Below are 20,582 nucleotides of genomic sequence, written 5' to 3'. Positions count from 1 at the left end.
CGGGTCAGGCCCCTTCGAAGAGGGCGGGCTTGACGTGGGGCGTGCCCGGGAGCGGGCAGCGGCGTTCGGCGGCGCCCGTGACGTGGCGATCAGCACGGTGAGTGGACTAGACCTTTATCGGGGGGTCGCGCGACACTGTCCCCCGTGAAACACGTCATCGCCCTTGATGTGGGCGGCACCGGAATGAAGGCCGCCCTCGCCGGGGCGGACGGCACCCTCCTGTACGAGGCGCGGCGACCGACCGGGCGCGAGCGCGGCACCGAGGCGGTCGTCGAGACGATCCTCGGCTTCGCCGCCGACCTGCGCGACGCAGGCCGGGAGCGGTTCGGCAGCACCGCGCTGGCCGCCGGCGTCGCCGTACCCGGCATCGTCGACGAGACCACCGGCATCGCCGCCTACTCCGCCAACCTCGGCTGGCGCGACCTCCCGCTGCGGACCCTGCTCTCCGAACGGCTCGGCGGGGTGCCGGTCGCGCTCGGCCACGACGTCCGCACCGGCGGCCTGGCCGAGGGCCGGATCGGCGCCGGCCGGGACGCCGACCGCTTCCTCTTCGTCCCCCTGGGCACCGGGATCGCCGGCGCCATCGGGACCGGCGGCCGCATCGAGGCCGGCGCCCACGGGAGCGCCGGCGAGATCGGCCACATCGTCGTCCGGCCCGGCGGGCGCCGGTGCGGCTGCGGCCAACTCGGCTGCCTGGAGGCGGTGGCCTCGGCCGCGGCGGTGGGCCGCGACTGGGCCGAGGTCTGCGGCGATCCGCAGGCCGGCGCCGTCGACTGCGCCAAGGCCGTGGAGTCCGGCGACGCGCGCGCCCAGGAGGTCTGGCAGGGCGCCGTGGACGCGCTCGCCGACGGCCTGACCACCGCACTCACCCTGCTCGACCCGCGCACGATCATCATCGGCGGCGGGCTCGCGGAGGCCGGCGAGACGCTGTTCGCACCGCTGCGGGAGGCGGTCCGGGCGCGCGTGACCTTCCAGCACCTCCCCTCGATCGTCCCGGCGGCCCTCGGGGACGCCGCCGGCTGCCTGGGCGCAGGACTGCTCGCCTGGGATCTTCTCGCAACGGAGGTAACCGCCTGATGGCACAGCAACAGTCCGCGGGCCGCCCCTCGGACGCCGGGCGCACCGTCCTGACCGGCGCCCGGATCGCCCGGCCCTCCGGCCTCACCGACGACGGCCGGATCACCATCGAGGGCACCCGGATCACCGCGGTCCACAGCCGGGGCGACGACCTCGACCTGCCGCCGGACGCCGCGCCCGAGGGGGACGAACGGCCGGCACCGGCCACCGTCGTCGACCTGACGGGCCACCTCGTCGTCCCGGGCTTCGTCGACATGCACCTGCACGGCGGGGGCGGCGGCTCCTTCTCGTCCGCCGACCCCGAGGAGTGCCTGCGGGTCATCGACACCCACCGCCGGCACGGCACCACGTCGATGGTGGGCTCCACCGTCACCGGCGACCTGGACGACCTGTCCCGACAGGCCGCCGTGCTGGCCGAGTTGGCGCAGCAGGGCGACCTGGTGGGCACCCACTTCGAGGGCCCGTTCATCTCCCCGCACCGCTGCGGCGCCCACCAGCCGGAGCTGCTGCGCGACCCGGACCCCGCCGCCGTGCGCCGGCTGCTCGACGCCGCCCGCGGCACCGCGGTGATGATGACCGTCGCCCCCGAACTCCCCGGCGGCCTGGACTCCGTGCGGCTGCTCGCCGACGCCGGCGTGATCGCCGCGATCGGCCACACCGACTCCTCCTACGAGGCCACCCGCCAGGCCGTCGACGCCGGCGCCACCGTCGCCACCCACCTCTTCAACGCGATGCCCGCGCTCGGCCACCGCGCGCCCGGCCCGGTCGCCGCGCTGCTGGAGGACGACCGGATCACCGTCGAGCTGATCAACGACGGCACCCATCTGCACCCGGCGATCGTGCAGATGGCGGTCCGCGACGCCGGCGCCGACCGGGTCGCCCTCATCACCGACGCGATGGGCGCGGCCGGGATGAACGACGGCACGTACTACCTCGGCCCGATGCCGGTCGAGGTCTCCGACGGCGTCGCCCGGATCAGCCAGGGCCCCACCGCCGGCTCCATCGCGGGCTCCACGCTCACCCTGGACCGGGCCTTCAAACGGGCCGTCACCGTCGACGGCCTCACCGTCGACCAGGCCGTCCGGATGCTGTCGGCGAACCCCGCCCGCCTGTTGGGCATCGCCGGCCGGACCGGCTCCCTGGAGGCCGGCAAGGACGCCGACCTGGTGGTGTTGGACGCCGCCCACGACGTAGTGGGCGTGCTGCGGCGGGGCTCCTGGGTGGTCCGCCCGCCGGGCGTCTGAGCCTCCCCGGCCACCACGGGGGCACCCCCGATCTCCCCCGGCCCGGCCGCCACTCCGGCGGCCGGGCGCCACAGGGTGGCCGACCCGGGTCTGGGCCAACGACCGTTCGCGATGGCATGATCGCTCGCGCACTTGTCCGTATGCCACCGCGGAGCGCGGTGCCCTCACCCACGGCCGTCCGGCCGGCCTCCTCCCGGAGGGGAGACCATGATCCTCACGGTCACGCTGAACGCCGCCCTGGACATCACCTACCGCGTCCCCCGGCTCCGCCCGCACACCACCCACCGCGTCACCGAGACCACCGAACGCCCGGGCGGCAAGGGCCTGAACGTCGCCCGGGTGCTGGCCGCGCTCGGCCACCGCACGGTCGCCACCGGCTTCGCGGGCGGCGGCACGGGTGCGGCGCTGCGCAACCTGCTCGCCCAGGAGACCGCCGTCACCGACGCGCTGGTCCCGGTCGGCGGCGCCACCCGCCGCACCGTCGCCGTGGTGGACGCGAGCACCGGCGACACCACCCAGCTCAACGAGCCCGGCCCCACCGTCTCCCCCGCCGAGTGGGCCGCGTTCCTCGGCACCTACCGCGAACTCCTGGGCGAGGCACGGGCGGTGGCCCTCTGCGGCAGCCTGCCGCCCGGCGTCCCGGTGGACGTCTACGCCCGGCTCGTCCGCGCCGCCCGCACCGCCGGCGTCCCCGTCCTGCTGGACACCAGCGGCGAACCGCTCCGCCGCGGCCTGGCCGCCCGCCCCGACCTCGCCAAGCCCAACGCCGACGAGTTGGCCGCCCTCACCGGCAGCACCGAACCGCTGCGCGCCGCCCGCGACGCCCGCCGCCGCGGGGCCCATGCGGTGGCGGCCTCGCTCGGTGCGGACGGGATGCTCGCGGTGACCGCCGACGGCGCCTGGCAGGCCGTCCCGCCCCGCCGGATCGCCGGGAACCCCACCGGCGCCGGCGACTCCGCCGTGGCCGGCCTACTCTCGGGCCTGGTCGAGGAGTTGCCCTGGCCGGACCGGCTGAGCCGCGCGGTGGCGCTCTCCGCCGCCACCGTACGGGCCCCCGCCGCCGGCGAGTTCGACACCACGACCTACGAGGAACTCCTGCCGCACGTGGCGGTGACGGAACGTCCCGGCGGTGCGTGAGGGGCCCGCGCCGACGCCGACGGGACCCGTCAGCCCTTCACGTGCCCGGCCTTCAACCAGACCTGGTCGAGGTTGAAGTCGCACTTGTTGTTCTGCTCGCAGGAGATCTTGACGGTGTTCGCGCCCTTGTTGAGCTGTATCCAGGAGAAGGTCCGGGTCCAGCCCTTCGCCCAGTCACCGTCGGCCGCGTTCGCGAAGTTGCCCATGTTTATCGGCCGCGGGCTGGCGTTCCCGTTGACCGTGAGCGTGGAGTCCGCCGCCTTGCCCGGCACCCCGTAGCCGATGAAGACGGTGTAGTCCCCGGACTTGGGCACGTCCAGCGTCCAAGTCGCCGACGCGCCGGGGTTGTTCATGTTGGTGACGTACGAGCCGCTGGCGGTCCGGGCGCCGGGAACGTCCTTGGCGGTCGTCGCGCCGCCCTCCAGGCGCAGTGCGCCCGCGTCGTCCTTGGGGAGCTGACCCGGGGTCGGCTTGGTGGAGGGGCTGTCGCTGGGCTTGACCGAGTCGCCGGCCGTCGGGCCCGACTTGTTCGCGGTGTCGCTGGTGGAGTCCTTGGAGTTGGTCAGCATCGCCACGCCGATGCCTATGCAGACCACCGCGACCACCGCGACCGCGCCGATCAACAGACCGTTGCGCCCCTTGCGCGGCTCCTGGCCGTACGCGGGGGCCGGCCGGGTGCGGTCGCCGCCACCGTTGCCGGGCAGCGTCTCCGGGGCCGCGTAGGTCGGGTTCGGCCGGTTGTACGCCGGCGGGCCCTGCTGGTTGCCGTACTGTCGCTCGCCGACCGCGCGCACCTGGTTGTAGGAGGTCCGCGGGACGCCTGGCTGCCGCGCGGCACCGACGCCCGACCCCGAGCCGCCCTCGCCGCCCTCCGAGCGGTACAGGTGGGCGAAGGGGTCGTCGTTCTCCGGCGTGTCCGCGCCGTTGTTGCCGGCCGTCATTCCGTGTCACTCCCAAGCGGTCTCTACGCGCCTGTGCGCGTCCGTACGCGTTCGCGGGCCTTGCACGCGCCCGGCCCCTTTGGGCCACCCTGGCGCCGCCGCGCCGCATCGGCGCAGCCTACCCCGTCGGAGCGGGGCCACGCCGTCCCCGTCCACGCACAAGATCGCCAAGGCCCGGCGAACGGGCGGTGCCCAGGCGGGACGCGGGCGGTGTGAGATGCGCGGCACCGGGCCGGCGGGCGGACCGGGCGCTCAGCCCGCCGCCCGGCGGTTGCTCTTGGACCGCCGTTTCTCCACGTACATCCGCTGGTCGGCCGACTCCAGCACCTCCTCGGCCGTCATCCCGCAGCTCGCCCACCCGATGCCGAAGCTGGCGCCGACCCGGACGGCCCGGCCCTCGACGCGGATCGGCGGGATGATCGCGTTCCGCAGCCGGACGGCGAGGTCCTGGGCGTCGGCGGTGCCCAACCCGTCGGCCAGCACCACGAATTCGTCGCCGCCGAGCCGGGCGACGGTGTCGCCGTCCCGGACGCCGCTGGTCAGCCGGCGGGCGACCTCGATCAGCACCGCGTCGCCGGTGTTGTGCCCGAAGCGGTCGTTGATCGACTTGAAGCCGTCCAGGTCGCAGAAGAGCACCGCGAGCCCCTTGGCGCCGTCGTCCTCGACGCCGTCGGCGGGCGCGGAGAGGTGGACGTGGTGGTCGAAGGGGAGCGCACCGCGCGGCGTCGGCCGGGGCTTCTCGCCCTCGAAGCCGTCGAGCCCGTCGAACGGCTCCCCGTCCACCCCGAAGCCCAGCGGGGCCCGCGGATCGCCGCCCGCGCCGGAGGAGGCGTAGGCGTCGGCGAGCGCGCTCGGCGGGTGGGCGCACAGCCGGCCCGACAACCGGGTCCGCAGCTCGGCGCTGTTGGGCAGGCCGGTCAGCGAGTCGTGACTGGCCCGGTGCGCGAGTTGGAGCTCGTGCCGCTTGCGCTCCTCGATGTCCTCGACGTGGGTGAGCAGGAAGCGGGGGCCGTCGGCGGTGTCGGCGACCACCGAGTTGCGCAGCGAGACCCAGACGTAGCTGCCGTCCCGGCGCTGCAGCCGCAGCTCGGCGCGGCCGCCCTCGGCCGAGGTGCGCAGCAGCGTGCCGATGTCCTCGGGGTGGCAGATGTCGGAGAACGACAGCCGGCGCATCCCGGAGGCCGGGCGGCCCAGCAGCCGGCACAGCGCGTCGTTGGTGCGCAGCAACCGGCCGTGCTGGTCGCCGCCCATCTCGGCGACGGCCATCCCGCTCGGCGCGTACTCGAACGCCTGCCGGAAGCTCTCCTCGCTTGCCCGCAGGGCCTGTTGCTCGCGCTCCAGGCGGACCAGCGCGCGCTGCATGTTGGCCCGCAGCCGGGCGTTGCTGATCGCGATGGCGGACTGGAACGCGTACATCTGGAGCGCCTCCTGGCCCCAGGGGCCGGGGCGCCGCCCGTTGCGCGGCCGGTCCACGGAGATCACGCCGAGCAGTTCGCCCTTGCCGCCGGCGGCGGTGTACATGGGCGCGAAGAGGCGGTCCATCGGGTGCCACTCGTCGGGGAACCGCGGTGCCGGCCCGGCGGTGTGCCACTGCGGCACGTCGTCGTCATCCAGGACCCAGCCCTCGGTGTACGGGATGAAGCACAACTCGCCCCAGCGCTCCCCCATGGCCAACCGGCGCTCCCAGGAGGCGCGCGAGCCCACCCGCCCGGCCATCAGCGCCTCCGCGCCCGCGCTGCCGGCCACGGCGGCGACCACGAGGTCGCCGTCCTGCCGCACGAGGTTGACCGCGGCGAGCTCGTAGCCGAGCCCGGCGATCGCCCCGTCGGCGACGGACTGCAAGGTGTCCGCAAGGCTGCGGGCGGTGTTCAGTTCGGCGACCACTTGGTGTAGCTGCCGCAGGGTCGCAAGACGGACATAGGGCTCCGACTCGGTCTCCATCGCTCGCTCTCCCTGAGACCTCGACAGCAACTCCACCGGGTTTCTTCGTCGTCCGATTCCTCGCTCACTGAATCACAGTGAGCTGTTCACTCGGTACACAGGGTCAACAATTAGCGGCTCATGTGACTCAAGTCACAGGGAGTGACGGGTCGTTACGGGCCGCCGACCAGCGCCTCGTCCGAGCACGCGAACGCCGCCCGGACACCTCCTGAAAGATTCCTGAACGCAAATTCCAGCCACCTGACCGAACGCCCACACCACCCGCCCCGGGACCACCCGCCTCCGCCGCGGGACCTAGGACGCGGGTGGTCCCGGGGCCCGATGCGCACCCGTGCCGGGCGACGTTAGCGTTCATGGCGTGTTCACGAAGACCCCTGCCACCGCCCCGGCCGCCGGCTCGGCCGCCGCACCCACCGTCGCCCTCGCCTCCGTGCCGGGCGGCGGGCCGATCGCGCATGCTGTGGGGGTGAGTGACGACGAGTTCCGCGCCGCCTTGTCCCGCCTCGCCGCCGGCGTGGTGCTGATCACCGCCCACGATCCGGATGCCGGGCCGCGGGGCGAGGACGTCGGCATGACCGCCACGGCGTTCCTCTCCGTATCCCTCGATCCGCCGCTGGTGATGGTGAGCGTTCGCAACGACTCACGGATGGACGACCTGCTGGCGCTGCAGCCGCTGTGGGCCGTCTCGGTGCTGTCCGGCCACCAACGACAGGTAGCGGCACGTTTCGCGATGAAGGGCCGCATCAGCGACCGACTGCTCTTCCAGGACATTCCGTCCGAACGAGGCGAAGCTTCCGGCGCTCCGCTCATCGGGGGCGCGCTGGCGACGCTGGAGTGCCGGACCGAGCAGCGGGTGGTGGCCGGGGACCACACCCTCGTCATCGGACGCGTCCTGGCGACGACCGTGTCCGACGAGGACGACGGGCCGCTGGCGTACTTCCGGGGGAAGTACCGGCAGTTGACGTGAGCGGGGGGGCCGCGGGTCCGGGCCCGGCCGTCGGGCCACCGTCGACCGACCGGCCCGCTCAGCCCCAATCGCGGCCGGAGCGGCCCCGCTTGGTGTCGCCGCGCTGCTTCTTCTCCCGCAGCCGGCGCTCGTTGATGCCCCTCGGGATGCGGGTCTTGCGGCGCGGCCTGGGCGGCGGCGCGGTGGCCTCGGCGAGCAGCGCCGCCAGCCGCACCGCCGCGGTCTCGCGGTTGCGCCACTGGGAGCGGTGGTCGGAGGCGCGCACCGTCAGCACCCCGTCGACCAGCCGGCCGGCCAGCCGCTCCAGCGCCCGCTCCCGCCACACCGGGGGCAGCGCCTTCGTCCGCGCCAGGTCGAAGCGCAACTCGACCTGGCTGTCGCTGGTGTTGACGTGCTGGCCGCCCGGGCCGGAGGAGCGCGAGAACCGCCAGACCAGTTCGGCCTCCGGGAGGACGACCGAACCTCGGATGACATGGGGCCCGGACATGCCCCCCATGATCCCGCGCCCGCGGCCGCCCGTCACCTCGGTTTCTCGGCCACCGCCGACGGACCCCGCGGCGGGGCGGTGGAGCGCCCCCACCGGCCGCATCAGGATCGGGCAAAGAAGGTAAAGAAAGCTGGAACCAGCCGGCGTCCCCGCGACGTTGAGGTGGGTGACGGCGGCTCGGCTTCGGGCGGGTCCGCCGTGAGCATCACCGACACCACCCGCAGCAGCGACCCCACCGACCCCAGGTCGGCGCGACTCGAAGAGGAAAGGGACATCCCATGGCTGTAAGCCTGTCCAAGGGCGGCAACGTCTCGCTCACCAAGGAGGCACCGGGCCTGACCGCCGTGACGGTCGGCCTCGGTTGGGACGTCCGCACGACCACCGGCACGGACTTCGACCTCGACGCCAGCGCCATAGCGGTCAACGCGACCGGCAAGGTCCACTCCGACCAGCACTTCATCTTCTTCAACAACACCGCGACGCCGGACCAGTCCATCGTCCACACCGGCGACAACACCACCGGCCAGGGCGAGGGCGACGACGAGTCGATCAACGTCAACCTCGCCGCACTGCCGGCCGAGATCGACAAGATCGTCTTCCCGGTCTCCATCTACGACGCCGAGAACCGCGGCCAGAACTTCGGCCAGGTGCGGAACGCCTTCATCCGCATCGTCAACCAGGCCGGCGGCGCCGAGATCGCGCGCTACGACCTGAGCGAGGACGCCGCCACCGAGACCGCCATGGTCTTCGGCGAGCTCTACCGCAACGGCGCGGAGTGGAAGTTCCGCGCCGTGGGCCAGGGTTACGCCTCCGGCCTGCGCGGCATCGCGCAGGACTTCGGCGTCAGCGTCTGACGACGACGCCCCAGGGCGCAACCGGACCCGGTCCGGCGCCGAGGGCCGGCTCCCGCAACGGGGGCCGGCCCTCGGCCTTTTCGCGCCAGAACGCAGGAGCTAGGGGGACGTTTCGGCACCGCCGCGAGCGTGCATGCCAGACGCTGCGACGCCGCGGAGATCCGTCAGCAGCGCCCTAAGCCGCCGCGCTGCCCGACCCGCCGGCGCCGGGCGCCGCCGCCGGGGGCGCGGCCAGCACGGCCACCTCGTCCAGCGACAGTCCGAGCGTCCCGGCGAGCGCGGCGACCGTGAAGAACGCCGGCGTCGGCGCCCGCCCGGTCTCGATCTTCCGCAGCGTCTCCGCGGACAGCCCGGCCACCGCGGCGACCTCGACCATGCTCCGCTCGCCGCGCGCCGCCCGCAGCAGCGCGCCCAGCCGCTCACCGCGCTCGCGTTCCCAAGGGGTCAATGGAGTCCGCACCATGGTCGTGATACTAATACCGGTAAACAAATACCGGTAAATAAATACCGCTCGGCGGCCGCGGGGCACGCGGCCCTGCGCCCGGGCGGCCGAGAGGAGAGACCGACCGATGGTGGAGCTCAAGACCGACGCCTCGCTGGACGCGATGCGGGTGGCCGGCCGGGTGGTCGCGGACGCACTGGCCGCGGCCCGCGCCGCGGCCGCCCCCGGGACGCGCCTGACCGAACTGGACGAGGCGGCCCGCACCGTGCTGCGCGACGCCGGCGCCAGCTCGCCGTTCCTCGGCTACCGCCCCTCGTTCGCGCCCACCCCCTTCCCCGCGGTGCTCTGCGTCTCCGTCAACGACGCGATCGTGCACGGCGTCCCGGACGACTACCGGCTGCGCGACGGCGACCTGGTGAGCATCGACTGCGGCGCGGTCGTCGACGGCTGGGCCGGGGACGCGGCCACCAGCTTCACCGTCGGCACCCAGCGCCCCGAGGACCGCCGGCTCATGGAGACCACCCAACGCGCCCTGGAGGCCGGCATCGCGGCCGCCGTGGCCGGCGCGCGGATGGGCGACGTCTCGCACGCCATCGGCAGCATCGGCCGGGCGGCCGGCTACGGCATCCCCGAGGACTTCGGCGGGCACGGCATCGGCCGGGCGATGCACGAGGACCCGCCGGTCCCCAACGACGGCCGGCCGGGCCGCGGTTATGTGCTCCGTCCCGGCCTGGTCATCGCGATCGAGCCGATGTTCCTGGCCGGCGGCGGCAGCGACTACACCACGGCCGCGGACGGCTGGACCCTGCGCACCCTCGACGGCAGCCGCGCGGCCCACTTCGAGCACACCGTCGCGGTGACGGAAGAGGGGCCGCGCGTCCTCACCCTGCCGTAGTTGGCGACGGGGCGTGCCATGACGGACGACGGGGCGCGGCGGGTGCCCCAGCACGCCAGGCGCACCCGCGCACCAGACGCACCGGCGCACCGGGCGCACCGCGAGGGCCCGCCTCAGAGCGCGTCGAGGTCGATCGCTCCGGCCATCGCACGGTATCCGGCGTCGTTCGGGTGCAGATGGTCGCCGGAGTCGTAACCGGCGGCGATCCGCTGCCGGTCGGTGGGATCGGCCACCACCCGGTCCAGATCGACCACCCCGTCGAACGCACCGGAGCCGCGTATCCATCCGTTGAGCACCTCGCGCTTGAGCTCGCCGCGCTCGGTGTAGTACGCCGCGCCCTTGAACGGCGTCAGCGTCGCCCCGATCACCCGGATGCCCCTGCGGTGCGCCTGACGTATCAACTCCCGTTGTGCGGCTATCAGTTGCCGGGCCGACACCTCCGGCGTGGGCTCGCCCGGCTGGCCCGACACCTCGCTCATCCCGATGTCGTTGATGCCCTCCAGCAGGACGACGGTGCGGACGTTCGGCGCGTTCAGCGCATCCTTCGGGAAGCGGGCCAGCGCCTTCTCCCCGAACCCGGGTGTGGTGTGGGTCAGTTGATTGCCGCTGATGCCCTCGTCGAGCACGCTGCGCGGCCGGCCGGCGGCGGCCAACCGCTCGGCCAGGACGTCCGGATAGCGGTGGTTGGCGTCGACCGTGGAGCCGTACCCGTCCGTTATGGAGTCCCCGAAGGCGACGATGCCGTCCCGCCGGACGGGCCCGCCGCCGGCGACCTCGACGCCCGAGAGGACGTACCAGGACGAGGAGGTCTCGGCGAACGCCGCCGCGCCGACGTCGGCACGGTGGTCGCCGGCCGCGCGGTAGCTGGTGGCCATCGCCTTCCCGTGGAAGGTGACCGGGCCGGTCGGCCCGTCGAAGTACAGCGTGACCGTGAGCGCCGCGAGCGGCCGCACCGACAGCCCCACGCCGTCGCTGGACAGCTCCCCGCCGGCCGGTATCGTCGCCGACTTCCGGTGCCCGAAGGTCAGTTGACGCACCGAGCCGGGGCGCACCGCGGCCCCCTTGTCGGTCAGCCCGACGGTGGCGCCGGCGATCCTGAGCGGCGCGGCGCCGTAGCGGTTCGACAGCGTGATCCGCGCCCGGGAGCCGCCCGTGCTGACCCGGACCACCTGGCGGACCGTCTGCCGCGCGAACCCGCTGCCGGACCAGTTCTTCCCGAACACATCCGTCGCCGGTTGCGGCGCCGCGGCCCAGCCGCCGCGCCACTGCTCCCGGCCCTGCGCGGCGCCGGCGGGCCCCGCACCGCCCGTCCGGCCGGCCGCGTACGCCGCGCCCGCGCCGGCCGGCGGGGGCAGCAGGGTCGGCAGCGCCACCAACGCGCCCGCCGCCACCAGCGCGACCCCCGCACGTCTCACCGAGGAACCAGACATGATCATTACCCCGCCCTCTGCCCGTCCGTGTCGTTCCTGACCGCCCGGCGCACCACCGTCGGACAGCGGGACCGTCTCGCTCGGCCCCTCCGCCGCACCGGTGTCGCTCCGGGCGTGACACCATCAAGAGGTGATCGACCTCGGCTATTCCCTCTCCCGGCGCTTCCCGGACCCCCCGCAGACCGACTACCGGACCGCGGACGTGCACGCGCTGCGCCACGACCTCTTCTGCGGCGACGTCTACCTCGCGGACACCGAGACCGATCGCGAACTGTCCACCGCCTGGGGCTGGGTGCCGGTGCTCGACTTCGCCTGGGCGCTCTGCGACATCGTCGAGCGGCTCGACACCGACCCCCGCGGCAGCCGCTCCGCCCGCCCGATCCACGCCGAGCTGGACTTCACCGAATCCGCCGACCGGATGCTCTTCGAGCGGCGCTTCGGCTGGGTCGACGTCACGGCCGACTGGGTGCCGGTCGAGGAGGCCCCCCTCACCTTCAACCACGCCGCGCTGCGCCGCGAGGCCCGCGACTTCCTGCACGACCTGATCGCGGACCTCACCGATATGCACGACGGTCTCGCCGACAACGCCACCCTCTGGGCACTCCAGGCCCGCTTCCCCCGCATCTGACCCGCCCCCTCACTCCACCCGCACGCCCACCTGGGCCGCGAACGCCGGTGCCAGATCCATCAGTTGGACCGAACTGATCACCGCGCCGCCCAGGCAGTCCACCCCGCGCGCGATGTCCAGCCCGGCCGCCCCGCGCAGATCGACGTCCTTCATCCGGACCGCGGAGAAGTCCACCCGCGCCAGCGTGCAGTCGTCGAACGACACCCGCTCCAGCTCCGCGCCCGCGAAGTCCGCCTCGACCAGCACGCACCCCTCGAACGCGACGTCCCGCAGTCTGGCCTTGCGCAGATTGGCGAAGTCGATCTTCCCGCCGCGCACCACCACCCGCTCCAACACCGCGCCGTGGAGCTGTATCCCGCCGAGCCGGGCGTCCGTCACCTCCACGTCGCGCAGCGTCGCCTGCGACAGGTCCGTGCCGACCCCGCGCACCCCGCTCAGCACGCTGTCGAAGATCCGCGCCCGGCTCAGCACCGTCTCGTCCAGCGCGCACCGCCGCAGCGCGCAGTCCAGGAACCGGGCCCCGCGCGCCGACTGCCCCGCGCAGTCCACCTCGGTGAACTCCAGCCCGTCGTAGTCCCCCTCGGTCTCCAACTCCCCACCGTCATAGGCCCGCAGCTCCGGCAGCCGCACCTCCGGCCGCCGCACCGCCCGCACCGTCTCCTGCCCACGCCCTGCCACGACTCGCCGCCTCCCTCCGCTCCCGGACCTGCCCGGGCGCGTCCGTACCCCTGCCTTGCCGCGGACCGGACCCGACCCCGCACCGCGCGGCCGGTCCCACGCCCACATCCCATGCTGGGGCATCCCACTGACAATCGCCGCTGACCTGCGAAAACACCCTTCGCCACGCCCGCATGTCACATCTCCGACGCCGCCATCCGTCCCCGTTCACGAGCGCCCGCCCACCGACGGACGCCACCGCCGACGACCAGCCGACGCCCCACCCGCAGCCCGTCCACGACGAAGGAGCTCCATGACCCGCCGCCCGCTCACCGTCATCGGAGGCGGCTTCGCCGGCCTCACCGCGGCCCTCTCCGCCGCCGAGGCCGGCGCCGCCGTCACCCTCTACGAAGCCCACCGCACACTCGGCGGCCGCGCCCGCACCGCCGACGGCCCCTACCGCACCAACGACGGCCCGCACGCCCTCTACGACCGCGGCCCGCAGTGGTCCTGGCTCCGGCAGCGCGGCCTGCTCAAGCCGCTCGCCCGACTGCCCCTCCAGGACGCCGCCCGGCTGCGCTTCCTCCACCGCGGCACCCTGCACCGGGTGCCCCCGCTCGGCATGTTGGGGCTGCGCAGGCACCGCGACGCCCCCGTCGAGCAGGACTTCCTCACCTGGGGGCGCACCCGTGCCGACGAGGCCACCGTCCGCGCCGCGGCCCACTACGTCGGCGTCGCCACCTTCCACCACGACCCCGGCGCCCTCTCCGCCGCCTTCGTCCACGAACGGCTGCGCCGCACCACCAACCTGCCGCCGGAGGCCCACTACGTCGCCGGCGGCTGGGGCCGGCTCATCGACCGGATGGCGAACCGCGCCCGCGACCTGGGCGTCCGCGTCGAGACCGGGGCCCGCGTCGACGCCCTCCCGGAGAACACCCCGGTGATCGTCGCCACCCACCTGGAATCCGCCCGCACCCTCCTGGGCGACGACCGGCTCCACTGGACCGGCGCCCGTACGGTCCTGTTGGACCTCGCCCTCCGGACCCGGCGCGGCGATCCCTTCGCGCTCTCCGGGCTCGACTTCCCCGGCTGGATCGAGCGGTTCACCGGCCCGGACCCGGGCCTCGCCCCGCCCGGCGAGCAGCTCCTCCAGGGGCAGATCGGCATCGCCCCGGACGAGACCCGAGCCGACGGCGAGGCCCGCGCCGAACGCCTCCTCGACGCCGGCTTCCCACACTGGCGCGACCGCGTCACCTGGCGCCGCGCCTCCGTGGCCACCGGCCGTTCGGGCGCGCTCGACCTCCCCGGGACGTCCTGGCGCGACCGCCCGGCCATCGCCCGCGGCAACGGCGTCTACCTCGCCGGCGACCAGGTGGCGGCCCCCGGCGTACTGGCCGAGGTCTCCTTCACCAGCGCCCTGGAGGCCGTCTCCCTCGCCCTCAACACCGGCACCCACCACACCCCCAACGCACCCCTGGGCCACACCCGTTGACCCGTATAAGCCGCACCCACCCCATCACCCCCACACACCACAGGAGCCGCCCCACCCCCAACGCCACCCTCATCGCCTTGACCTCAACTCGACTTGAGGTACCACAGTGGCGGCAGCTCAGTTGACCACCGCCACCGGGCGGGCCGGTCGCCCCCATAGGCGACCGCCCCGCCTCCCCACAGGAGACGACGCCACCATGCGCGCCATACAGCTGCACGCCTTCGGCCCCGCGGAAAACCTCGTCCACGAGACCCTCGACGACCCCGAGCCGGGCCCGGGCGAGGTCCGGATCGCCGTGGCCGCCGCGGGCGTCCACCTCCTGGACACCGCCCTGCGCGCGGGCCAGGAGGGCGGCCCCGCGCCACTGCCCGAACTGCCGACCGTGCCGGGCCGGGAGGTCGCCGGCACCGTCGACGCCCTCGGCGCGGGCACCGACCCCGGTTGGCTCGGCCGGCCCGTCGTCGCCCACCTCGGCATGGTCCCCGGCGGCTACGCCGAACTGGCCGTCACCGACGCCGACCGGCTGCACCCCCTTCCCGACGGCCTGGACCCGGCCCAGGCCGTCGCCATGATCGGCACCGGCCGCACCACCATGGGCGTCCTGCTCTGCGCCGCCCTCACCGCCGACGACATCGCGATCGTCCCGGCGGCCGCCGGCGGCATCGGCTCGCTGCTCGTCCAGTACGCCCGGCACGTCGGCGCCACGGTCGTCGGACTGGCCGGCGGCCCGGCCAAGGTCGCGCACGCCCGCGGGCTCGGCGCCGACCTCGCCCTCGACTACACCGACGCCAACTGGCCGATCCTCGCCCGCAGTTTCCTCGACGAGCGCGGCGCCCCCGGGGCCACCGTCGTCTTCGACTCGGTCGGCGGCGCCCCGGCCCGCGCGGCCGTGGACCTCCTCGCCCGCGGCGGCCGCCACCTGGTCTTCGGCTGGTCCTCCGGCGCCCCACTGACGCTCCCGGACGCCGAACTCGCCGAGCGCGGCCTCACCTCGGAGACCGTCCTCGGCCCGCCGATGCTGGCCCGGGTGGGCGGCATCAACCCGCTCCGCACCCTGGAGACCGCCGCCCTCGCCGAGGCCGCCGCCGGCCGCCTCCTCCCCACCGTCCACCGCTTCCCCCTCGCCGAGGCCGCGGCCGCCCACCGCGCCCTGGAGTCCCGCGGCACCATGGGCAAGGTCGTCCTGGAGCCGTAACCCGCCGCGCTCCTGGGCGACTTGGCCCGCCCCGGTGGCGGACACACGCGCCCCAGGGGCGGGCCCCCTCGCCCAGGGGCGGGCCTCACCCCCGGCGTCCGCCACGGGCCTCACCCGCCCCTCCCCACCTCTCCCCCTGCCCCTCCACCCCCGCGACACCCCCACGCTACGAACCACCCCACCCGCCCACATCACCCCAACGGCCACAATCCCCCCACCCCGCCCCGGCAAAAAGAACGGCCCTCCCCTCCTCCCGTCCCCGACCAACGTCCCGCCCCACCCAGGACGAAGGTCCTTACCAGGACCAAGGCCCCTTCCAGGACGAAGCCCCCAGCACGCCGAGGACCGTGTGGAGGACAGCGCGGAGGACAGCCCAGAAGACCGGGCCCTACCCCACCACCGCCAACTCCCGCCCCGTCACGTTCAGTCGCCGCGCCCCGGCCTCCGTGCACACCACGATGTCCTCGATCCGCACCCCGAACCGCCCCGGCAGATAGATCCCCGGCTCGATCGAGAAACACATCCCCGGCACCAGCGGCAGATGCTCGCCCTCCACCATGTACGGCGGCTCGTGCGTGGTGACCCCGATCCCGTGCCCCGTCCGGTGGATGAAGTACTCGCCGTACCCCGCAGCCTTGATCACCCGCCGCGCCACCCGGTCGATCTCCTGGCACGCGACGCCCGGCCGCACCGCCTCGAACGCCGCCTGCTGCGCCTCCCGCACGATCTCGTGCACCGTCCGCTCCTCCGCGCCCGGCTGCCCGACGTGCACGGTCCGCGTGGTGTCCGACCCGTACCCGTCCTTCAGCCCGCCGAAGTCGAGCACCACCATGTCGCCGTCCTGGATGACCCGCTCGCCCGCCTCATGGTGCGGATTGGCCCCGTTGGGCCCGGACCCGACGACCGTGAAGTCCACCTGACTGTGCCCGTGCTCGGTCAACAGCCGCGCCAGATCCGCCGCGATGTCGCACTCCCGCCGCCCGGCGAACTGCACCCCCAGGATGTCCTGGTACGTCGCGTCCGCGGCCGCCCCCGCCGCCGCCAGCCGCTCCACCTCGTACGCGTCCTTCACCGCCCGCAGCATCGGCAGCGCCTCCGTCAGCGCCGCGTAACCACCCGCCGGCGCCGACCGCTGCAACCCGAGCAGGTGCAGCGCCCACATCCCGTCCGACACCCCGTAACGCCCCTGCGGGACAAGCCACTTGCCCAGTTCGGCGTAGGGGTCCGCCCCGTCGGTCCACCCCACCACCTCCAGCGCCCCGGCCCCCGCGGCCCGCTCCGCGTCCGGCCGCTCCAAAACGGGCACCAGCAGCCGCCCCGCCCGCCCCGGCTCGATCACCAACGCCGTCAACCGCTCGGTGACGGCCGTCGGTTGGTACCCGCACAGCCACACCAGGTCCGGCCCCGGCGTGACGATCAGCCCCGCCAGCCCGGCGTCCACCGCGGCCCGCCCCGCCCGCGCCATCCGCCGCTCATACCCGTCCCGCGTCACAGACCCCGAATTCACCATGCCGCGAATCTACGCCGCACACGCCCCCACCACCCCTCAAAACCCTTCCCCCACACCCCACTTCACCCCTACCGACACGCACGTGGGGCGCCAACACCAGCACCCCACCACACGCGCCCCGTCCCTCAGGCCCCCGGCTTCTTGACCCACCCCTTCTGCACCAGGACGTTGCAGTGCCACCGCGCGTGGTGCGACGTTTCGTGGTTCTGCTTCTCCGCCGTCTTCACACAGTCGGCGTACCGGTACGGCGGCTTGTCCGCGGCATGGGCGCCGACCGCCCCCACCATCACCCCACCCATCGCAGCAGCCACGGCCAGAACGACACTCACTCGACGCACAGTTACCTTCCCTTCCTCCCGCCAAGGCCCAAATGCCTCGACGCACCTCACCTCCCCCAACGACCCACCCCACCCCGAGAAACGTCACCCCCCACCACACCGCCCGAACGCACCCCGCCCCCACACCCCCACAACCGCGCACGCAACGGACACGCCATCCGACCAACGGATCACCCACCTCCCCCTCACCCCCTCCAAACAAAGAAAAAGCCCAGGTCAGGGACTAACTGACCTGGACTTCCCAGAGCCCCCTGTCGGATTCGAACCGACGACCTTCGCTTTACAAGAGCGGTGCTCTGACCAGCTGAGCTAAGGAGGCGTACCGGAAGAAGTGTACCTAGGCGCGCCCGGTGCCGGTTGCCCTCTTCACCCATTGCTCCGCCGCCCGCCCGCAGCGCGCCCGTGCGCGGCCCACCGCCCCAATTCGTCCTCGTCCGCCTACTGACACCGGCCGCCGGTCCGGGTAGCGTCGCGGACGGTTCGTCGCTGTGGACTACACCACTTCGGGTGGTGGGCCTCCGGGGCGGTGGGCCGGCACTCCTTTACTCGGATCGTCCGGCACGTTCCTGCCGGTGAAGGGACACACCATGGCTACGGTCACCTACGACCAGGCGACCCGGATCTACCCGGGTTCCGACAAGCCCGCCGTCGACAAGCTCGACATCACCATCGAGGACGGCGAGTTCCTCGTCCTCGTCGGCCCCTCCGGATGCGGCAAGTCCACCTCGTTGCGGATGCTCGCGGGGCTGGAGGACGTCAACGAGGGCGCCATCCGCATCGGGGACCGGGACGTCACCCACCTCCCGCCCAAGGACCGGGACATCGCCATGGTGTTCCAGAACTACGCGCTCTACCCGCACATGACGGTCGCCGACAACATGGGCTTCGCGCTCAAGATCGCCGGGGTGCCGAAGGCCGAGATCCGGCAGAAGGTCGAGGACGCGGCGAGGATCCTGGACCTGACGGAGTTCCTGGGGCGCAAGCCGAAGGCGCTGTCGGGCGGGCAGCGGCAGCGGGTCGCGATGGGGCGGGCGATCGTACGGGAGCCGCAGGTGTTCCTGATGGACGAGCCGCTGTCCAACCTGGACGCCAAGCTGCGGGTGCAGACCCGTACGCAGATCGCGGGCCTCCAGCGCCGCCTCGGGATCACCACGGTCTACGTCACCCACGACCAGGTCGAGGCGATGACCATGGGCGACCGGGTCGCGGTCCTCAAGGACGGGCTGCTCCAACAGGTCGACTCGCCGCGGAAGATGTACGACCGGCCGGCCAACCTCTTCGTCGCGGGCTTCATCGGCTCGCCGGCGATGAACCTCGTCGAGGTGCCGATCACCGACGGCGGCGTGAAGTTCGGCAACAGCGTGGTGCCGGTCAGCCGGGAGGCACTGGCCGGCGCCGAGGGCGACACGACGGTGACGGTCGGCATCCGGCCCGAGCACTTCGAGATCGTCGAGCAGAACGCCGCGGCCGCAGCCTCGCTGTCCAAGGAGGCCGCGGACGCCCCGGCCGGCCTGGCGGTAACGGTCAACGTCGTCGAGGAGTTGGGCGCGGACGGCTACGTCTACGGGACGGCCGAGGTCGGCGGGGCGGTCAAGGACCTCGTCGTACGGGTCAACGGCCGCCAGGTGCCGGCCAAGGGCACCCAGCTGCACGTCGTCCCGCAGCCGGGCGAGACGCACGTCTTCTCCACCTCGACGGGCAAGCGGCTGACCGACTGAGGGGTTGCCCCCGGTGGAAGGGCCGATCGGCCTCAAACACCGGGTGGGCGGGGGCCGTTGCGCCCGCCCGGAAGGGTTTACCGCGGCGGCGGGGTGGGGTATTGCGGTTCCCCGCTCCGCCGCCGCGGCGCGTCCGGGACGGCAACGGGCCCGTGCCCAGGGCCCCGCAGGGCGGCGAACGCACCCCCGGATCCGCCCTCATCTCCCGCCATCCAAACGGGTTTTCGTATCAATGCGTCAACCCGACGACCGCACCGACAACCCAATCCATCCCCCGATGTGATGACCAAATGTCGCCAAATCATCACTCCTCGCTACCATCACGACGTGAACTCCGCAGCCCGCCGTATCGGCCGAACTCTCGCCCTCGTCCTGCCCGTCGTCCTCGTGCTCTCCGGGACCCTCGCGGTCACCCGCGTCCCCTGGGCCTCGAAGACCTCCGAGTCGCAGGTACTCGCCGCGTCCTCCGGGAAGGTCTCCACCAAGGCCGGCCCCCGCGCCGCCCAGGACGTCCTCCGGGACCGCCTCCTCGTCGAACTCCAGGAGGAGGACCCCGGCGTCGCCCTGACGCACCTCCAGGAGGCCACCAACGCCCGGCCCTCGCTGGCCAAGCACTGCGCCTCCATCGCCCGCGCCCTCGGCCGCGCCGCGGTCGCCAAGTACGGTGCCGCACACCGCGCCCAGGCGTTCTCCCGCCCGGTCTGCGACACCTCCTTCGCCTCCGGCGTGGCCGCCGCCCAGTGACCGTCGCTCGCACCCCATAAGGTGCGAACCATGACCGGAGCACCGCATCCGTACCCCACGCAGGCCGTGGTCCTGGCCGGCGGCCAGGGCTCGCGTCTCCGCCCGTACACCGATGACCGACCCAAGCCGATGGTCGAGATTCCCGGTACCGGGACCCCGATCATCGGCCATCAGCTCAACTGGCTCGCCACGGAGGGCGTCACCGACGCCGTCGTCTCCTGTGGGCACCTCGCCGAGGTCCTCCAGGAGTGGCTGGCGCGGGCCCAACTCCCCCTGCGCGTCACGACCGTCGTCGAGACCGAGCCGCTGGGTCGCGGCGGCGGCCTGAAGTTCGCCGCCGGCTCCCTGCCCCGCCCGGACGAGCCCTGGTACGCCACCAACGGCGACGTCTGGACCCGCTTCGCGCTCCGCGAGATGGCCGCCTTCCACCACGAGCGGGACGCCGTGGCCACTCTGGCGCTGGCCCGCCCGCGCATCCCCTGGGGCGCCGTCGAGACGGACGCCTTCGGGCACGTCCTGGACTTCATCGAGGCGCCGCCCTCCCCGCACCTGATCAACGCGGGCGTCTACGTCTTCTCCGCGGCCTTCGCCGCGCTGCTGCCCGCCCGGGGCGACCACGAGCGCACCACCTTCCCACGCCTCGCCCGGGAACGCCGACTGGCCGGCTATCCGCTCCCCCAAGGGGCCTACTGGCGCGCCATCGACACCACCAAGGACCTGGCCGAGGCCGCCAGGGAGCTGAACGAGCTGCCGTCGCAGGGCCGTTGAGCGGGCCCGCCCACTCCCTCGCGCCTAGGGCGCTTCTGACGGATCTCCGTGGAGGAAGGAGCGGCGTCTGGTGCGTGCGATCGCAAGGCGCCGGGATGTCTTCATAGCGGAGCTATG

The 20,582-nt window shown here is 73.7% G+C and carries 20 protein-coding genes and 1 tRNA gene; 12 read left to right on the top strand and 9 right to left on the bottom strand.

The genetic code is table 11. From position 1 onward, the window contains the following. Positions 1–144 precede the first annotated feature (144 nt). The 3 genes from ACIQU6_RS36825 (at position 145) to ACIQU6_RS36815 (ending at position 3,458) form a co-directional block, all read left to right on the top strand. Positions 145–1,077: an ROK family protein gene (locus ACIQU6_RS36825; protein ID WP_403486091.1), complete on the top strand. Its 933-nt coding sequence runs from the start codon at positions 145–147 to the stop codon at positions 1,075–1,077. Next, entirely contained in the window at positions 1,077–2,321 is a 1,245-nt protein-coding gene (nagA, locus tag ACIQU6_RS36820) for an N-acetylglucosamine-6-phosphate deacetylase (protein ID WP_403486090.1), read from the top strand. Before ACIQU6_RS36825 ends, nagA begins: the two co-directional genes overlap by 1 nt. 207 nt (positions 2,322–2,528) lie before the next feature. Beyond that, positions 2,529–3,458, top strand: coding sequence for a 1-phosphofructokinase family hexose kinase (locus ACIQU6_RS36815; RefSeq protein WP_403486089.1), 930 nt, complete (start codon positions 2,529–2,531; stop codon positions 3,456–3,458). Between the two features lie 29 nt (positions 3,459–3,487). Here ACIQU6_RS36815 and ACIQU6_RS36810 read toward each other — a convergent pair whose 3' ends face one another. Both ACIQU6_RS36810 and cdgB read right to left on the bottom strand, forming a co-directional pair. Next, positions 3,488–4,399, bottom strand: a complete 912-nt coding sequence (locus tag ACIQU6_RS36810) for a carbohydrate-binding protein (RefSeq protein WP_403486088.1) — start codon at positions 4,397–4,399, stop codon at positions 3,488–3,490. A gap of 252 nt (positions 4,400–4,651) precedes the next feature. Next, positions 4,652–6,340, bottom strand: coding sequence for a diguanylate cyclase CdgB (cdgB, locus tag ACIQU6_RS36805; RefSeq protein WP_403486087.1), 1,689 nt, complete (start codon positions 6,338–6,340; stop codon positions 4,652–4,654). Positions 6,341–6,698: 358 nt separating this feature from the next. Here cdgB and ACIQU6_RS36800 point away from each other — a divergent pair, with 358 nt between their 5' ends. Then, positions 6,699–7,307, top strand: coding sequence for a flavin reductase family protein (locus tag ACIQU6_RS36800; protein WP_403486086.1), 609 nt, complete (start codon positions 6,699–6,701; stop codon positions 7,305–7,307). Positions 7,308–7,365: 58 nt separating this feature from the next. Here ACIQU6_RS36800 and arfB read toward each other — a convergent pair whose 3' ends face one another. Further along, complete coding sequence (gene arfB / locus ACIQU6_RS36795; RefSeq protein WP_274919063.1) at positions 7,366–7,794, bottom strand: alternative ribosome rescue aminoacyl-tRNA hydrolase ArfB; 429 nt, start codon at positions 7,792–7,794, stop codon at positions 7,366–7,368. A gap of 278 nt (positions 7,795–8,072) precedes the next feature. On the opposite strand from arfB, the gene ACIQU6_RS36790 reads away from it, so the two are divergent. Further along, entirely contained in the window at positions 8,073–8,648 is a 576-nt protein-coding gene (locus tag ACIQU6_RS36790; RefSeq protein WP_274913990.1) for a TerD family protein, read from the top strand. A 175-nt stretch (positions 8,649–8,823) separates the two neighbouring features. Here ACIQU6_RS36790 and ACIQU6_RS36785 read toward each other — a convergent pair whose 3' ends face one another. Then, positions 8,824–9,111, bottom strand: coding sequence for a helix-turn-helix domain-containing protein (locus tag ACIQU6_RS36785; protein WP_403486085.1), 288 nt, complete (start codon positions 9,109–9,111; stop codon positions 8,824–8,826). Positions 9,112–9,217: 106 nt separating this feature from the next. Here ACIQU6_RS36785 and map point away from each other — a divergent pair, with 106 nt between their 5' ends. Then, positions 9,218–9,985: a type I methionyl aminopeptidase gene (gene map, locus ACIQU6_RS36780; RefSeq protein ID WP_403486084.1), complete on the top strand. Its 768-nt coding sequence runs from the start codon at positions 9,218–9,220 to the stop codon at positions 9,983–9,985. Between the two features lie 113 nt (positions 9,986–10,098). Here map and ACIQU6_RS36775 read toward each other — a convergent pair whose 3' ends face one another. Beyond that, on the bottom strand, positions 10,099–11,421 hold the full coding sequence (locus ACIQU6_RS36775; RefSeq protein WP_403486083.1) for an SGNH/GDSL hydrolase family protein: 1,323 nt from the start codon (positions 11,419–11,421) through the stop codon (positions 10,099–10,101). Positions 11,422–11,545: 124 nt separating this feature from the next. Here ACIQU6_RS36775 and ACIQU6_RS36770 point away from each other — a divergent pair, with 124 nt between their 5' ends. Then, positions 11,546–12,043, top strand: coding sequence for a hypothetical protein (locus ACIQU6_RS36770; protein WP_403486082.1), 498 nt, complete (start codon positions 11,546–11,548; stop codon positions 12,041–12,043). Positions 12,044–12,052: 9 nt separating this feature from the next. On the opposite strand, the gene ACIQU6_RS36765 is transcribed toward ACIQU6_RS36770, so the two are convergent. Next, positions 12,053–12,697 carry a pentapeptide repeat-containing protein gene (locus ACIQU6_RS36765; RefSeq protein ID WP_403486113.1) on the bottom strand — a complete coding sequence of 215 codons (645 nt, stop codon included), beginning with the start codon at positions 12,695–12,697 and terminating at the stop codon, positions 12,053–12,055. Positions 12,698–13,013: 316 nt separating this feature from the next. On the opposite strand from ACIQU6_RS36765, the gene ACIQU6_RS36760 reads away from it, so the two are divergent. After that, entirely contained in the window at positions 13,014–14,192 is a 1,179-nt protein-coding gene (locus ACIQU6_RS36760; protein ID WP_403486081.1) for an FAD-dependent oxidoreductase, read from the top strand. A gap of 196 nt (positions 14,193–14,388) precedes the next feature. Continuing rightward, complete coding sequence (locus ACIQU6_RS36755) at positions 14,389–15,387, top strand: zinc-binding dehydrogenase (protein WP_403486080.1); 999 nt, start codon at positions 14,389–14,391, stop codon at positions 15,385–15,387. Between the two features lie 388 nt (positions 15,388–15,775). Here the strand turns inward: ACIQU6_RS36755 and ACIQU6_RS36750 are convergent, their stop codons facing one another. The 3 genes from ACIQU6_RS36750 to ACIQU6_RS36740 form a co-directional block, all read right to left on the bottom strand. After that, the gene (locus tag ACIQU6_RS36750) at positions 15,776–16,897 is read right to left on the bottom strand and encodes an aminopeptidase P family protein (RefSeq protein ID WP_403486079.1); all 1,122 of its coding nucleotides are present in this window, start codon (positions 16,895–16,897) and stop codon (positions 15,776–15,778) included. A 125-nt stretch (positions 16,898–17,022) separates the two neighbouring features. Further along, positions 17,023–17,226, bottom strand: a complete 204-nt coding sequence (locus ACIQU6_RS36745) for a hypothetical protein (RefSeq protein WP_403486078.1) — start codon at positions 17,224–17,226, stop codon at positions 17,023–17,025. Positions 17,227–17,480: 254 nt separating this feature from the next. Further along, positions 17,481–17,554 (bottom strand) — tRNA-Thr (locus ACIQU6_RS36740). 268 nt (positions 17,555–17,822) lie between these two features. On the opposite strand from ACIQU6_RS36740, the gene ACIQU6_RS36735 reads away from it, so the two are divergent. From ACIQU6_RS36735 to ACIQU6_RS36725, 3 genes are all read left to right on the top strand, one after another. Further along, the gene (locus ACIQU6_RS36735) at positions 17,823–18,953 is read left to right on the top strand and encodes an ABC transporter ATP-binding protein (protein WP_403486077.1); all 1,131 of its coding nucleotides are present in this window, start codon (positions 17,823–17,825) and stop codon (positions 18,951–18,953) included. A gap of 327 nt (positions 18,954–19,280) precedes the next feature. Then, positions 19,281–19,697, top strand: coding sequence for a hypothetical protein (locus ACIQU6_RS36730; protein WP_403486076.1), 417 nt, complete (start codon positions 19,281–19,283; stop codon positions 19,695–19,697). A gap of 30 nt (positions 19,698–19,727) precedes the next feature. Then, entirely contained in the window at positions 19,728–20,465 is a 738-nt protein-coding gene (locus ACIQU6_RS36725; protein WP_403486075.1) for an NDP-sugar synthase, read from the top strand. The last annotated feature ends 117 nt before the right edge of the window (positions 20,466–20,582 follow it).

The sequence above is a fragment of the Streptomyces sp. NPDC090442 genome (assembly GCF_044769405.1).
Taxonomy (GTDB): domain Bacteria; phylum Actinomycetota; class Actinomycetes; order Streptomycetales; family Streptomycetaceae; genus Streptomyces.
This window is presented reverse-complemented; position numbering and strand designations above follow the sequence as displayed.

Bases quoted from the DNA above. Each gene is read 5' to 3' on its own strand.
- ACIQU6_RS36790 (WP_274913990.1), top strand. From the start codon at position 8,073: ATGGCTGTAAGCCTGTCCAAGGGCGGCAACGTCTCGCTCACCAAGGAG.
- nagA (WP_403486090.1), top strand. From the start codon at position 1,077: ATGGCACAGCAACAGTCCGCGGGCCGCCCCTCGGACGCCGGGCGCACC.
- ACIQU6_RS36810 (WP_403486088.1), bottom strand. From the start codon at position 4,399: ATGACGGCCGGCAACAACGGCGCGGACACGCCGGAGAACGACGACCCC.
- ACIQU6_RS36750 (WP_403486079.1), bottom strand. From the start codon at position 16,897: ATGGTGAATTCGGGGTCTGTGACGCGGGACGGGTATGAGCGGCGGATG.
- arfB (WP_274919063.1), bottom strand. From the start codon at position 7,794: ATGTCCGGGCCCCATGTCATCCGAGGTTCGGTCGTCCTCCCGGAGGCC.
- map (WP_403486084.1), top strand. From the start codon at position 9,218: ATGGTGGAGCTCAAGACCGACGCCTCGCTGGACGCGATGCGGGTGGCC.
- cdgB (WP_403486087.1), bottom strand. From the start codon at position 6,340: ATGGAGACCGAGTCGGAGCCCTATGTCCGTCTTGCGACCCTGCGGCAG.
- ACIQU6_RS36755 (WP_403486080.1), top strand. From the start codon at position 14,389: ATGCGCGCCATACAGCTGCACGCCTTCGGCCCCGCGGAAAACCTCGTC.
- ACIQU6_RS36760 (WP_403486081.1), top strand. From the start codon at position 13,014: ATGACCCGCCGCCCGCTCACCGTCATCGGAGGCGGCTTCGCCGGCCTC.
- ACIQU6_RS36775 (WP_403486083.1), bottom strand. From the start codon at position 11,421: ATGATCATGTCTGGTTCCTCGGTGAGACGTGCGGGGGTCGCGCTGGTG.
- ACIQU6_RS36815 (WP_403486089.1), top strand. From the start codon at position 2,529: ATGATCCTCACGGTCACGCTGAACGCCGCCCTGGACATCACCTACCGC.
- ACIQU6_RS36725 (WP_403486075.1), top strand. From the start codon at position 19,728: ATGACCGGAGCACCGCATCCGTACCCCACGCAGGCCGTGGTCCTGGCC.
- ACIQU6_RS36785 (WP_403486085.1), bottom strand. From the start codon at position 9,111: ATGGTGCGGACTCCATTGACCCCTTGGGAACGCGAGCGCGGTGAGCGG.
- ACIQU6_RS36735 (WP_403486077.1), top strand. From the start codon at position 17,823: ATGGCTACGGTCACCTACGACCAGGCGACCCGGATCTACCCGGGTTCC.